Source organism: Comamonas sp. CMM03, assembly GCF_019218715.1.
GTDB classification, from domain to species: Bacteria; Pseudomonadota; Gammaproteobacteria; order Burkholderiales; family Burkholderiaceae_C; genus Comamonas; species Comamonas terrigena.
The window spans coordinates 910,390-923,713 of record NZ_JAHUXB010000001.1; the positions used below are offsets into that span (position 1 = coordinate 910,390).

Here is a 13,324-nt window from a genome sequence, read left to right on the forward strand (position 1 = left end):
ACCCGAAGAAAGCAGCTATGCGTTACTACCTCATCGGGGCCTTGTCGGCCCTGATGGTGGTGGCCGGCTGTGGCCCCAAGTCTGAAGAGACAAATGCCACAGCGGCCTCTGCCAACACCCCCGCCAGCAGCTCGGTTGCCCCTGCTGTTCCTGATGTAGGCAAACTCGAGAGTGTGAGTACCACGGCCACGGGTCTTGGCAAAACGGCGGGCGAAGCAATGGCTGAGGCCATGAAGATGGCTTTGCTGCAAGTCAACGGTGCCGTTGTACAAACAGAGAGTGTCACGGCCAAATATGGCCTGGATGTCAGTCTGAACCAGGACAGTGCTTCGCTGCGCGCAAATGCATTTGCCGAACTGGTTCAGCAAAAATCAGGCGGCGTGATCCAGAACCTGAAGGTGGTCAGTCTGGAAGAGCCATCGTTGCTGCCTCCCAAACTCTACAAGGCGACGATCGAGGCCAGCATCGCCAAATTCAAGCCTTCTGCAGACATGCAGAAGCTGAAGGTGGTGATCGGTCCCGTGACATTTGGCCAGCAGCATCTGGCGATGGGGGATCGTTCCGTGCCATCGGCCCAGGTGGCGGCCGCATTGCGCCAGCGCGTCAGTGATGCTTTGATGCAGACAGGCCGCTTTGCGGTGCTGGACCGTGAGTTCAGCCCCGAAATCGAGCAAGAGCTGGACATGATTGCGAGCGGACAAGCGCCCAGCGCCGAACTGGCGAAGCTGTCCCAGGCTGCCAGTGCTGATCTGGTATGGAGTGCCCGTGTCAACACCTTTGCCTACAACCGCCACGCTCGCCAGTTGCGCACCAGCGACCGTGAGTTGGTGAGCTATTCGGGCGGTTGGTCCTTGTCGCAGAAGATGGTGAATGTGGCCACACGCCAGGTCACTGTCTCCGACTCGCTGCGGGGTGCTGCGCCAGACCGTGCGGCAACCACCTTGGGAACCGGCGTGGATGGCGACAAGATGCTTGCAGACATGACCGATGAAGCCGCAAACGCCATAGTCGGCTCCATTTTGCAGCGGACTTTCCCCGTCATGGTGGTGGCACGCGACGGCACCAACGTCGTATTGAGCCAAGGCGGGCAATCCATCCGCGAAGGATCTCGCTACGCGATGGCCGCAATAGGCAAGGAAATGAAAGACCCGCAAACCGGCCAAAGTCTGGGACGCATGGAGTCGCCTTGCTGCGAGTTGGTCATTGATCGTGTGACTCCAAACCTCTCCTATGGGCATTTGGAGAATATGCGTACCGATCTGGATGGCATTCCGGAAGGTGGTTTGCAGGTGCGCAATGAACTCAAGCAAGCTGTTGTTTCTGCCAGCGCAGCACCTGCTGCAGCATCTTCCTCGGCAACCAAGTCACAGTCTGCCCCGGCGAAAGCACCGCCTGTAAAGCCAAGCGCTGCGCCTGCGGCAGCTGAGAAAGACGATAAATGGTGAAGTGATCACCTTGTGTAAAAAGCGGCGCTGGGCGCCGCTTTTTTTATGGCCAGGCTGATCGAGAAGCCGCTGTGGCGGTTTGCGTTCAACGGTGGGGCGAGAGTTTCAGCCGCCACAGCTCATAGCGTTCCTGCCCGGGCTGCACAGCGCCTGCGAAATGCTGGTTCAGATTGCTGGCGGTGAAGAGCAGGTCGCCACCCGGCGTGAAGGTGGCGGTATCCGGCCAGCGGATGCCGTCGTCGGCCGCCAGCAGCGACATGCTGCGGCGGTGCGGGTTGTAGCGCACGATACCGTTGCGTGTCACATCGGTGATGTAGAGCAGTCCCTGGGCGTCGGTGGCAATGCCGTCGGTATTGCCACCCACATCGCCCAGGTTCTGGATCTGTGCGGCGCGCTGCGCATCGGTGGCGGCCGTGTCGTGCAGCACGGCGGTGGGAATGGCGTAGGCGTGGCGGCCGGTGGTCACGGTCCAGTACAGTGTGGCTCGGTCGGGCGACAGCGCAATGCCGTTGATGCCCAACTGCAGTGGATTGCCGGGCCAGACTTCTTCGCCATGGGAAAACACCTGTACACCGGGCTCGGGCAGCAGCGCAGGGTGGCGGTGCAGCACGCGCCGGGCCTGGCCGCTGGCAAAGTCCACCACGATCAGCGCGGCCTGGTTTTGGGGCGCGCTGCGCAGCCCGCTGTCGGAGATATAGGCCACGCGCCGGGCTTCATCCACCACGATGTCGTTCAAGAAACTGCCGCTGCGGTCGGCCACGCCATCCAGGGCAATGCGGCGCACGGTCTGGCCACTGGCCAGGTCGATGACCAGCACTTTCTGCGCCCCTTCGGGCGCCTGGGCTTCCCCGGCGACAAAGCCCATGTCCAGGGCCCACAGCCAGCCGTTGCGCTGGTCCACATAAAAGCCCAGCACATTGCGCAGCGCCTGCTGTGGCGCGGCCTGCACGGCATTGGCGGAGATGGACGGAAAGGCCGTGAGACGCGCCGGGCCGCTGGTGATACGGGTGTCCAGGCGGCTGAGGGTGGCCGGTGCCTGGGCCGATACCAGGCGCGGTGTGCTGACAAAGGCCTGGCCCTGGCCGTCGAAATGGATGCCGGCAATGGGTGCGCCGACGGAATGGGGCGATGGTGCGGGCGCTGCATCTGCGCGGGAAGTCGCAGGCGCCTCCCAGGTCACGCCGCTGTAGCTGCGCCAGCGTTCCAGCGTGGCGGTCGGTGGTTGCTCCGGTGCCGCGGCGTGGACGACAGAAGCAATGGAAAACACGTGGAGCAGCAGGGCCACGGCGGCAGTGCTCGACAGACGAGAGTGGCGGGGCATGAAAGGCTTTCGGGGCGGTGGGGGAGCCGGATGAGAGTGGGTGGCAGACATGGGGTCAGCGCGCCTGTATGAGATCGCGCAGGGCCTGGCCCACGCGGGTGGCCGACTGCGGGTTCTGCCCAGTTACCAGGCTGCCGTCGGTCACCACCTGGGGCTGCCAGTCGGCGGCAGGCAGGTGCCGGGCACCACGCTGCACCAGCGTGCTGGCCAGCAGAAAAGGCACGACCTGTTCGAGCTGCACGGCGCGCTCTTCGCTGTCGGTGAAAGCTGCCAGTTGCTTGCCGGCCACCAGATAGCTGCCATCACTGCGGGTGACGTTGACCAGTGCTGCCGGCCCATGGCACACGGCGGCCACGGCGCCGCCGGCTTCGTAGATGGCGCGCGCAACATGTTGGACGGCGCTGCTGTCTGCGAAGTCCCACATCGCTCCATGGCCGCCGGCAAAGAAGATGGCCGCATAGCGCGCGGGGTCCACATCCTCCAGGCGTGCGGTGGTGCGGATGGCTTGGCGGAACTGCGCATCGGCCCAGTCGTGGGCGTTGGTGCTGTCCTGCAGATCCAGGCCATCCACCGGTGGCTCTCCACCCTGGATGGACGCAAATTCCACCGGGATGCCTGCCGTTTCCAGCTGCTGCAGCGGGTGGGTGACTTCGGCCAGGTAAAAGCCGGTGGGCTCGCCCGAGTCGCCTTTGCGGGCGTGGCTGGTCAACACGAACAGCACCGGGCGGCCGGCGAACGAGGCCGGGCTGGCTGCTGTGGAAGTGGCGGTGAGGACGGGGATGGTGTGCATGACAGATCCTTGGTGAACGATGGAATGGACTGTATTGATTGCTTTCAAGGAGATAAACTGGCTTTCAAGAAATTGATTTGTTCTTTGAAAGACAAGATGAATGGCGCGACGCTTTGACCATGTGGCGGATGTAGAGGCTTTTGTGGCGGTGGCCGAGCAGGGCTCGTTCACGGCGGGTGCGGTGAGTCTGGCGTCGACGGCCTCGGTGCTCAGCCGTGCCGTGGGGCGGCTGGAGGCGCGGCTGGGCCAGCAGTTGCTGCATCGCACCACCCGCCGTCTGAGCTTGACGGACACCGGACGCCTATATCTGGAACAGGTCCGTGCGGCCTTCACCTTGCTGGACGATGCAGAGCGCGACGCCCAGGGCGACGCCGAGGCGCTGACCGGCTGCGTGCGCATCAGCGTGCCCACCAGTTTTGGCCATTACCGGCTGCCGGTGCTGCTGCAGCCGTTCACGGCCCAGTACCCGCAGGTGCGCATCGAGGTGAACATCACCAACCGCAATGTGGATCTGGCAGCCGAAGGCTTTGACCTGGTGATCCGCCTGGGGCCGCTGCCGGACAGCGGTCTGGTGGCGCGCAAGCTGGAGGATGCGCCGCTGTGCCTGGTGGCGGCGCCGGCCTATCTGCAGCAGATGGGGGTGCCACGTACGCTGGACGATCTGCCGCAGCACCGCTGTCTGCCTTTTGTGATGCCGCGTACCGGCAGGCTGGCGCCCTGGGTGTTCCGTGCCCAGGGCGAGGATGTGGAATGGCTGCCCGAGGCCGCCGTCACGGTGTCGGACGATGTGCTGGGGGTGGTTTCACTGGCAGAGCAGGGCATGGGCATCTGCCAGAGCTATGACTTCATTGTGCACAGTCGCATCGCGGACGGCCGTCTGGCGGAAGTGCTGCCCCAGTTGCGCGGGCGCAGCCGGCCGTTTTCGGTGGTTTACGCGCCGCACCGCCGGCAATCTGCCGCTGCGCGGGCGCTGATTGCCCAACTGACAGGGCAAGGGCAGGGTGGTGCCCGGCAGGCCTGAAGACAATGGCCATCCGGATACGTGGATGGCCGTGTCTGCAGGGAGTCGCTGTGGTGGGCGCATGACCATGGCAGCGGCGGGCTGCCCATGGCGATGGCTGAGCTGAACTCGGTGAGCTCAGCCCTGCGACCGCAGGCGCTGCGCCGCTGCCAGGGTCTTCTGGGTCCGCTGTCGGGCCTGGCGGCGCTTCCACCACAGCCACAGGCCGCTGATGCCCAGGCCTGCCAGCACCAGTCCGCCCAGGGCGACGGCGGTCTCCAGCAGCCAGCCGCCCAGCTCGCCGGTGTGCAGCGGGTAGATCACGGCCACGGCAGCGGCGCCCGGATCCACCTCGTTCCAGCGACGCACCGCCAGTACCTGACCGGTGCGTGGGTCCATCCAGACGGAACTCACGCCATTGGGATGGGGTTCACCCGGCACCAGAAAGCGCACGCGCACCGGTTTGGTGGGCGCCGCAGGCAGCTGCAGCATGCGCAGCTGGCCTTCGGGCAAGGCGCGCTGTGCCGTTGCCCGCAGGGCATCCACGGAGGGTAGGGGGCCAGCTGCCGTCTGGAGCTTGGGCAGTTTGGGGGGCTCCACGGTGCTGGCTCCAGCGAACGCATTGATCACGCCGGCCAGCGGGCGCCAGGCCATGTAGGCACCGGTGGCCACGGAGACGGCCAGCAGCAGCCCCAGTGCGGCGCCGCCCACGCGGTGCAGATCGAACAGGGAGCGGGCCAGGTTCTTGCGCAGCTCCACCCTCCAGGCGTTGGCCCAATTCCGGGGCCACCACAGCACCAGGCCGGTGACCAGCAGCACCAGATAGGCCAGCGCCACCCAGGCTAGGATGGCCTTGCCCGTGGATTCCAGCAGCAGGCTGCTGTGCAGTTTGAACAGGGTGTTGGTAAAGCCCTCGGTGGCGCCGCGCCGGCCTTGTTCCTGCCCGGTCCAGGGGTTGAGGTAGAGCGTGCCGTTCCAGCTGCCGCGCACCGTGGCCCACAGGCTGTCGCCGGGCTGCTGGGGCAGACGGAAGCTGACGGTGGTCTGGTCGCCAAACTCCTGCCGCAACCGGGCGTACAGCGGCGCCAGGGCGGTGGGCGTGGCCGCGCCGGACGGTGCCGGGGCGGTGAACAGCTCGGCATGCAGCCGGCGGTCCAGCGGCTGGGCCACCACCAGCAGTGCGCCGGTCAGGCCGGCCAGCACCAGCACCCAGCCCAGGCCCAGGGCCAGCCAGCGGTGCAGCCGCAGCCACAGAGAACGCAGTGCAGTCATGCTTGCAGCGGCCCTGGTTTAGAACGGCAGCGTGGCCTGCACGTACAGCGTGCGGGGCATGCCGACATACTTGCCACCGTTGTTGTCGGTGGAGCGCAGGTAGTAGCGGCGGTCGAACAGGTTCTTGATCCCCACGGCCAGGCGCAGGTTGTGGGCTTCCTTGCCCATCTGGTAGCCGGTGCGCAGGTTGACGGTGGCGTAGCCTGGCACATCGCCCAGGCGGCCAGAGGCGTCTTCCTGCGTCACGTACTGCGTGCCCGATCCGGGAGAGCGCTGCTTGGACTGCGCGTTCAGGTCTGCGTTGAAGGTCCAGCGGTCCACGCTGTAGCGTGCCGACAGCGACGCCGTGTGGCGCGAGTACAGCGGCAGGTCCTTGCCCGCAAAGTCGCCGGCCTGCGAAGAGGCCTGGGTGTAGGTGTAGGTCATGCCAGCGGACAGGCCCTTGAGGGCGGGGAAGGCCTTGCCGAAGTCATAGCGCAGGGCCGATTCCAGGCCGCGGTGGCGGGTGGCGCCCAGGTCGGTCCAGATGCCGTCGACGCCGACGCGGGTCAGCAGCAGTTCCTTGTCGAAGTCGATGTTGAACAGCGTCAGCTCGCCGCCCCATTGCTCGCCCTGGAAGTGTGTGCCGATCTCATAGGTCTTGGCCGATTCGGGGTGCAGGCCGCGGTCGCTTTGTGCCAGCTGCGCATACTGCTGTGGCCCGAAGGACTTGCCAGCGTTGGCAAACACGGACCAGTGGTCGTTCATGCGGTAGAGCACGGACAGGGTGGGCAGCCATTCGTCGGCCTCGGATTCGGGGGTGATGGCACTGGTCACCACACCGCCCGCGCCCAGGTTTTTCACGTGGTTGAAGGAACGGATGCGCTCGAAGCGCACACCGGGCGTGATGGTCCAGTTGCCGATATCGATGCGGTCGTCGATATAGAAGGCATGCGCCGTGGTGCCACCATGGCTGTTCTGGTAGGCATTCATGGGCAGGTCCATGGCATTGCCTTCGGTGCCCGGCGTGTAGTAGGCCGTGCGCAGCGCCACTTCGGAGCTCTTTTCCTTCAGGTAGCGGTAGCCCACGCTGACTTCCTGCACCACCGAGCCGGTTTCAAAGATGCGCGAATAGCGCGGCTCCAGGCCCAGGTAGTTGTAGTTGCGGGGGGCTGCGGTCAGGCGGCGCTGGCTGCCGCTTTCCTGCTCGATGTAGCTGCCGCGGAAGGAATCCACGTAATAGGCCAGCACTTCGACGTTGTTGCGGCCGTCGTTGTGGGTGTACTTGAGCGAGCCGTCGGTACGGCGGCCGGTGAACTGGTCGTAGCTGCGCGTGCTCTGGAAGGGGTCGGCCGCGTACTGCGCCGTGGTCAGGCCGCCGGGCATGCGGCCCTTGCCTTCAAAGTGGTGCAGCGAGGCGCTCAGGTTGTCCTGGCCCGTCAGGCGGTAGCTGCCCTTGAGCAGCACATCGTCGATGTCGGTCTTGTCATTGCCCGCGCGCCAGCCGCTGCCGTGCGTGCCCGAGTACAGCAGCGCGCCGCCCAGGCCGGCCGCGTTGGTGCCGCCCACAAACAGACTGGGCGTGGTCTTGACATTGCCGCCGTGGCTGTAGAACTCGGCGCCCACGCTGGCATCGGCCTCGAATTCCTTGGGAATGGCGCGGGTGACGAAGTTGATGATGCCGCCCACATTCTGCGGGCCGAAGCGCACCGAGCCTGCCCCGCGAATCACGTCCACGGAGCTGAGGTTGCCCAGCGATACCGGTGCCAGCGACAGCTGGGGCTGGCCATAGGGCGCGTAGGAGACGGGCACGCCATCCATCAGCACATAGGCGCGGGGCGACAGGCGCGAGGTCAAGCCGCGCACGCCGATGTTCAGCGAAACGTCGCTGCCACCCGTGCCGTTGCTGTCTTGCACCTGCACGCCGGGCACCAGGCGCAGCACATCACGCACGCTGGCCGAACCGCTTTCCTCGATGCGTTGCTGGTCGACGATGGTGCGGGCGCCGGCATGCTCCAGCACCTTTTCCTGGTTGGGGTTGTCCAGCCAGTTGCCGGTGACGGTGACCGAGTCCAGCGTGGACACCACAGGTTCGGCGGATTGGGCGTAGACGGCGGCGGGCAGGCAGGCCAGTGCGGCCGCAGCGGCCACGGCACAGCGCACACCGGCCGTGCGGGGGGATTGGGGAGAGGACATGAAAGAGAAGGGGGAGAGGCTGCGTTCAGGCCGCTGCGGTCAGCAGTGCAGGCGGCGGCACGGCAGAAAGAGGGTTGGTGACAAAACTCAACAATGATTATAAATAGGAATGATGCGCAATTTGGCGATAAGGGCGCCAAAGTCGCTGTGGCTGTCCGGGGAAGTCGCGGCCCCCCCGGATGCCGAGAACGTTGCAGATCTCGAAGCATCCTGCCTTCGCAGGGGATTGCCGTGGCCTATCATGCGGGCCGCAGCACAAGCCCCGTAGCGTTGCCCGTGCCCCGTGCCCCGTGCCCCGTGGGAAGACTGCGACTTTGCGGAACGCTGGGCCGGCACGCTTTGTGCGGATGCGGTGAAGGTGCTGTGCAGGTCCTGGCGGTCTTCGGCAGGGCGCTGCTGCGTTGTTTTTCAGGAATCTTTGGTGAACTCTCCCGCTTTCTCTGCCCTGTTGCCTGTGATTTTGATGATTGGCCTGGGCATCTGCCTGGCCAAGCTGCAGTGGGTGCGCCACGCTGCCGTACGGGATCTGTCGAATCTGGTGTTCTATGTGCTGACGCCGGCGCTGCTGTTTCGCACCATGATGCAGGTGAAGCTGACGGACCTGGACTTTGCCCCCATCGGGGTGTACTTTCTGGCCGTGGCCCTGGTGTTCGCCGTGACCATGCTGGTGCAGGGCTTCACCACGCTGGGTGCAGCACGCGCACTGGCCAATACCTTCAGCAACACGGTGATGATCGGTATCCCGCTGATGAGCCTGGCCTATGGCGAGCAGGGTCTGGTCACGCTGTTCACCCTGATTTCGGTGCACGCCCTGGTGCTGCTGACCAGCGGCACCATCATTTTTGAACTGGCCGCCGCGCGCCAGGCCAGCCGTGCAGGCCAAGCGGATGCGCGCGGCATGGGCCGCACGATTGCCCAGGCGGTGAAGAACAGCATCCTGCACCCGATTCCGCTGCCCATCATTGCCGGGGTGCTCTACGCCCAGACCGGTTTGTCCGTGCCCGAGGTAGTGGATACGCCGCTGCAGTTGATGGGGCAGGCGCTGGGCCCCATGTCGCTGCTTCTGGTGGGGGTGACGCTGGCCTATGGCCGGGTACGGGGTAACCTGAGTGCTGCGCTGCGCATTGCCGTGGTGAAGACTGTGGTGCACCCCGCCGTATTCCTGGGCTGTGCCTGGCTGCTGGGTCTGCGCGGCCCGGCGATGGCCGCCATGGCGCTGGCTGCGGCCTTGCCCGTGGGCGCCAATGTGTTTCTGTTTACTCAGCGCTATGAAGTGGGGGAGGACGAAGTCACGGCCAGCATTGCGGTTTCCACCGCGCTGGCCCTGGTCACGCTGCCGGTGGTGCTGACGGTGTTGCAGCGCTGGGCCTAGGTCACCGCGGTGAGCCTGCACCGTGCGGCACAGCGGGGCTGCTGTGCTATTGGTGAGGCTGCGACACATCGGGGGCACACATATCGGGGGCGCGTTCGCTCCCATGGCCTTGGTCGCAGCGGGCTTCCAGGGTTTGCTGCGTTGTATGGGGCGTATGCAGCAGACAGCCAGCAGGCAGTACTGATGCCAGCCCGTGGGACATGGCGCAAGGCAACGCACCCGCTGGCGGTGCAAGGGCGCGGGAGGGGCTGAGACGCTGCCCAGTGTCCCGCGATGCCTATGCGCTGCAGCCCAGGGGCCGCGTCTGGGACATAGAAAAAGCCCCGGCTGCGCGAGCGCCGGGGCTTGGGCGCACCGCCTAGACTTGGCGCGTACACCGATATGTGTTGTATCGGCGTACGCTGCGGGGACTTGAGCGGTTTTCGTTCAAAAAGCGCTATTCAGGGCGCAAGTCGTTCACGTACCCAAACCTGGCTGTCGTCTGGCCCGCTTTCGGTGCGGTAACGCAAACGGTCGTGCAAGCGGCTCTTGCGGCCCTGCCAGAATTCCCAGCGGTCGGGCACCAGACGGAAGCCGCCCCAGTGCGGGGGGCGCGGAGGCTTGAGCAGGAACTGGGCGCCATATTTGGCGGCGTTGGCCACCAGCACGCTGCGGCTGGATATGACCTGGCTTTGCGGGCTGGCCCAGGCGCCAATGCGGGAGTCCAGCGGGCGGCTGTGGAAGTAGGTGTCGCTTTCCTCGTCGCTGACGCGTTCGACCCGGCCTTCGATGCGGACCACGCGCTCCAGCTCCACCCAGTGGAACTGCAGTGCTGCAAACGGGTTGCCCGCCAGTTCGTTGCCTTTGCGGCTGTCGTAATTGGTGTACCAGACAATGCCGCGTGCGTCATAGCCCTTGATGAGCACGATGCGTGTGCTGGGGCGCAGATCGTTGCCTACCGTGGCCACGGTCATGGCATTGGGTTCTGCCACTTGCGCGCTCACGGCTTCCTGCAGCCACTGGTCGAACTGCGCCAGGGGATCCGCTTTGGATGCGTCTTCATTGAGTTCTGCGCGCTCGTAGCTCTTGCGCAGGTCGGCGATGTGGGCAGAAATCTGGCTCATGCCGCCATTGTGCCCCCTGCGTGCAGCAGTGCGGTATTTGTGCAGGCCGTGCGCTGCCTGCTGTGGCTAATGCAGACCAGGGAGGTACGTCCAGGGGCAGATGAGATGGCGTGTAGGCGAGCCTGAAACCGGTTGCCGTGGTGCATGCGCTGCAGTACGGGGGCAGTCCGCCGGACTGCCAGATGTTCCGGGATTGCGCCCCTTGTGCACGCAGGCCTGGCAAGTTCGGACACTGCAATCCGCAATGTGCAGGATCTGGTGCCGCACACGGGCCGCGTATGGCGGCGCCGGGCGGCATGGCTCAGCCAGCCAAGGACACCGTTTCGGCGCGGCTCATGTGTTCCAGGGCGGCGCAGACATCGGCCATGCGACCGCTGAGCACCATGCGGGCGCGGTCGCCCACGTCGCGACGCAGGACGCGCACCTTGTCGTCCATGGCCACGCTGAAATAGCGGCTGTCGTTGGCACTGGCGGTGGATGCTGCGTTTGTGCCAGCAGACGCTGCCGCACGATGGGCACGCAGGCCCGGGTGGCGCTGGACCTGCATGGACAAGGGGGCAGTGAGGGTAAAGCCGACCGGGGTGCTGGAAGTGGTGAACAGGCGCATGGGGGAGCTCGCTTTCTGTTGTGCAGTTTTCCGGGCAAACCTACTCCCTCAGGCTGCACACACCTGATCGGAGAGACAAATTCTGGGCAAAACAGCCCCTGCGCGGCCGCGCAGGCCGCGGTACAGAACCGTGGTAGTGGCGGAAGTGGCTGGGCGGCGCTTCCGCGGTCAAGGGCCTGGGTGGCAGCGCTGAGCGCGCCATGGGAAGCCCGGTAGAAGGACCGGGCGCTACATGTGCGCCGAGTTGCGGATCAGGCCCACGGCCAGACCTTCGATGGCGAAGGGCTCCTCGGGATTGACCTGGATGACGGGGTAGTCGGGGTTTTCTGGCAGCAGTTCGATCTGCGAGCCGGTGCGGCGCAGGCGCTTGACGGTGACGTCATCACCCAGGCGGGCCACGACGATCTGGCCGTTGCGGGCCTCATGGGTGGACTGCACGGCCAGCAGGTCGCCGTCCAGGATGCCGGCGTCCCGCATGGACATGCCACGCACCTTCAGCAGGTAGTCGGGCTTGTGGGCGAACATGCTGGCTTCCACCGAATAGGTCTGGTCGATGTGTTCTTGGGCCAGAATGGGCGAGCCTGCAGCGACACGGCCCACCAGCGGCAGCAGCAGCGGCTGCATGGCGGTCAGAGGCAGGGCAAAGACGTTGCCGCGGGCTGCGTTGATGCTGCGCACGGTGTCCACGCACAGGCGGATGCCGCGCGAAGTGCCGCTGACCAGCTCGATCACGCCCTTGCGGGCCAGGGCCTTGAGGTGTTCCTCCGAGGCATTGGCCGACTTGAAACCCAGCGTGCTGGCGATCTCGGCCCGGGTTGGGGGCGCGCCAGTGCGGCTGATGGCAGACTGGATCAGATCCAGAATCTGCTGCTGCCGGGGGGTGAGCTTGGGGTGGTCCATGGGCATTCCTCGATCAATGGGGATGAATACTGTGCGTTCATCCAGTACCTGTATTTTTGACCAGTTTGCAAAGGACTGCAAGTGGAAAGTGGCAAAACCATCGTCATTCTGGGGACCGGCGGCACGATTGCCGGGGTCGCGGACTCTGCGGGGGCCCATGTGGGCTACCGTCCGGCACAGCTGGGTGTGGCGCAACTGCTGCAGGCGGTGCCCGACCTGGAACGCGTTGCAAAAGCACCACTGCAGGCCGAACAAGTGGCCCAGCTGGACAGCAAGGACATGGACCACACCACCTGGCATGCGCTGGCAGTGCGCTGCAGCCAATTGCTGGAGCGTGCCGATGTGGGGGGCATTGTCATCACCCACGGCACCGATACCCTGGAAGAAACCGCCTGGTTCTTGCAGTGTGTGCTGCAGCCAGCCAAACCCGTGGTGCTGACCTGTGCCATGCGTCCGGCCAGTGCCATTTCGGCCGATGGGCCTGGCAATCTGCGGGATGCGGTGATTTGCACAGCCGATGTCCATGCGGCCGGGCGCGGCGTGCTGGCCGTGATGGCCGGGCTGGTGTTCAGTGCCCGCCAGGTGCGCAAGGTGCATCCCTACCGGGTGGACGCATTTGACGGCGGTGACAGCGGCCCGCAGGGCTGGGTGGAAGAGGGGCGGGTACGCTGGGTCGGCCCCGTGGAGGGGGCCGCTCTGTCGGCGCCGAAGATTCCGCCGGTGGGCGCGCTGCGCCCGCCTGCCGAATGGCCTCAGGTGGAAATCCTGGTGAGTCATGCAGGCTGCAGCGGGTCGGTGATGCAGGCGGTGGTCCAGGCGCTGTGCAGCGCTGGCGTGCGCGGGCTGGTGGTGGCCGGCACAGGCAACGGCACCACCCACCAGGCGTTGGATGCCGCACTCGAAGTGGCGCAAAGCCGGGGCCTGGCGGTACGCCGCAGCACGCGTTGCGAGCGCGGGCGCATTGTGCAGGCCGAAGACGCCGATGACAGCCGTGTCAGCGCCTTGTCTGCCGTGAAGGCGCGCACCAGTCTGATGCTGGAATTGATGGGCTGGCCGCGCACGGACCGCTAGCCCGAAATCCGTGCCGGTGCGGCAGGCCACGCCGCCATAGGGTGGGGGGGCGGGCTTGTTGCGCGGCGTGAATACGTGCAGGCCTGCCAGCCCAACCCGCAGGTAGGCAGGCGATAGCGTGTTGCAGTCGAGGTCCGCTGGAAAATCTCGCCAACCCGGGGTCTGCACAGCGCTGGCTGTACGGGGCTGTCGTGTGGCGCGCACGAAATTCTCACAAAAACTTACAACCGGTAGAGAAGAGGAATGTGCACCCGGCGCGGTAAGCAAT

The 13,324-nt window shown here is 65.5% G+C and carries 11 protein-coding genes; 4 read left to right on the forward strand and 7 right to left on the reverse strand.

Annotation, left to right across the window (positions count from 1 at the left end; translation table 11 throughout):
• Positions 1-17 precede the first annotated feature (17 nt).
• Positions 18-1,445 carry a CsgG/HfaB family protein gene (locus KW830_RS04080; protein WP_115594665.1) on the forward strand — a complete coding sequence of 476 codons (1,428 nt, stop codon included), beginning with the start codon at positions 18-20 and terminating at the stop codon, positions 1,443-1,445.
• 85 nt (positions 1,446-1,530) lie between these two features.
• On the opposite strand, the gene KW830_RS04085 is transcribed toward KW830_RS04080, so the two are convergent.
• Both KW830_RS04085 and KW830_RS04090 read right to left on the reverse strand, forming a co-directional pair.
• Positions 1,531-2,766: an L-dopachrome tautomerase-related protein gene (locus KW830_RS04085; RefSeq protein ID WP_218332223.1), complete on the reverse strand. Its 1,236-nt coding sequence runs from the start codon at positions 2,764-2,766 to the stop codon at positions 1,531-1,533.
• 55 nt (positions 2,767-2,821) lie between these two features.
• A complete protein-coding gene (locus KW830_RS04090) occupies positions 2,822-3,556 on the reverse strand; it encodes a type 1 glutamine amidotransferase domain-containing protein (RefSeq protein ID WP_218332224.1) in 735 nt (244 codons plus the stop codon).
• A 100-nt stretch (positions 3,557-3,656) separates the two neighbouring features.
• On the opposite strand from KW830_RS04090, the gene KW830_RS04095 reads away from it, so the two are divergent.
• Complete coding sequence (locus KW830_RS04095) at positions 3,657-4,577, forward strand: LysR family transcriptional regulator (protein WP_218332225.1); 921 nt, start codon at positions 3,657-3,659, stop codon at positions 4,575-4,577.
• 117 nt (positions 4,578-4,694) lie between these two features.
• On the opposite strand, the gene KW830_RS04100 is transcribed toward KW830_RS04095, so the two are convergent.
• Positions 4,695-5,828, reverse strand: a complete 1,134-nt coding sequence (locus KW830_RS04100; RefSeq protein ID WP_218332226.1) for a PepSY domain-containing protein — start codon at positions 5,826-5,828, stop codon at positions 4,695-4,697.
• 18 nt (positions 5,829-5,846) lie between these two features.
• Complete coding sequence (locus tag KW830_RS04105; RefSeq protein ID WP_218332227.1) at positions 5,847-8,003, reverse strand: TonB-dependent siderophore receptor; 2,157 nt, start codon at positions 8,001-8,003, stop codon at positions 5,847-5,849.
• 421 nt (positions 8,004-8,424) lie between these two features.
• Here KW830_RS04105 and KW830_RS04110 point away from each other — a divergent pair, with 421 nt between their 5' ends.
• Positions 8,425-9,375, forward strand: a complete 951-nt coding sequence (locus KW830_RS04110; RefSeq protein WP_066533295.1) for an AEC family transporter — start codon at positions 8,425-8,427, stop codon at positions 9,373-9,375.
• Between the two features lie 440 nt (positions 9,376-9,815).
• Here KW830_RS04110 and pdxH read toward each other — a convergent pair whose 3' ends face one another.
• The 3 genes from pdxH to lexA form a co-directional block, all read right to left on the reverse strand.
• Positions 9,816-10,478, reverse strand: a complete 663-nt coding sequence (gene pdxH / locus KW830_RS04115; protein ID WP_066531966.1) for a pyridoxamine 5'-phosphate oxidase — start codon at positions 10,476-10,478, stop codon at positions 9,816-9,818.
• Between the two features lie 301 nt (positions 10,479-10,779).
• Complete coding sequence (locus KW830_RS04120) at positions 10,780-11,085, reverse strand: hypothetical protein (protein ID WP_218332228.1); 306 nt, start codon at positions 11,083-11,085, stop codon at positions 10,780-10,782.
• A gap of 228 nt (positions 11,086-11,313) precedes the next feature.
• Positions 11,314-11,985 (reverse strand): transcriptional repressor LexA, encoded by a 672-nt coding sequence (gene lexA / locus KW830_RS04125; RefSeq protein ID WP_066533294.1) that lies wholly within the window; start codon positions 11,983-11,985, stop codon positions 11,314-11,316.
• A gap of 81 nt (positions 11,986-12,066) precedes the next feature.
• On the opposite strand from lexA, the gene KW830_RS04130 reads away from it, so the two are divergent.
• Complete coding sequence (locus tag KW830_RS04130; protein ID WP_218332229.1) at positions 12,067-13,056, forward strand: asparaginase; 990 nt, start codon at positions 12,067-12,069, stop codon at positions 13,054-13,056.
• Positions 13,057-13,324: the final 268 nt, after the last annotated feature.

What these genes read in the sequence shown, in the direction of transcription:
- pdxH (WP_066531966.1), bottom strand. Translation starts at nt 10,478, where the DNA reads ATGAGCCAGATTTCTGCCCACATCGCCGACCTGCGCAAGAGCTACGAG.
- KW830_RS04090 (WP_218332224.1), bottom strand. Translation starts at nt 3,556, where the DNA reads ATGCACACCATCCCCGTCCTCACCGCCACTTCCACAGCAGCCAGCCCG.
- KW830_RS04085 (WP_218332223.1), bottom strand. Translation starts at nt 2,766, where the DNA reads ATGCCCCGCCACTCTCGTCTGTCGAGCACTGCCGCCGTGGCCCTGCTG.
- KW830_RS04080 (WP_115594665.1), top strand. Translation starts at nt 18, where the DNA reads ATGCGTTACTACCTCATCGGGGCCTTGTCGGCCCTGATGGTGGTGGCC.
- KW830_RS04120 (WP_218332228.1), bottom strand. Translation starts at nt 11,085, where the DNA reads ATGCGCCTGTTCACCACTTCCAGCACCCCGGTCGGCTTTACCCTCACT.
- KW830_RS04100 (WP_218332226.1), bottom strand. Translation starts at nt 5,828, where the DNA reads ATGACTGCACTGCGTTCTCTGTGGCTGCGGCTGCACCGCTGGCTGGCC.
- KW830_RS04095 (WP_218332225.1), top strand. Translation starts at nt 3,657, where the DNA reads ATGGCGCGACGCTTTGACCATGTGGCGGATGTAGAGGCTTTTGTGGCG.
- lexA (WP_066533294.1), bottom strand. Translation starts at nt 11,985, where the DNA reads ATGGACCACCCCAAGCTCACCCCCCGGCAGCAGCAGATTCTGGATCTG.
- KW830_RS04105 (WP_218332227.1), bottom strand. Translation starts at nt 8,003, where the DNA reads ATGTCCTCTCCCCAATCCCCCCGCACGGCCGGTGTGCGCTGTGCCGTG.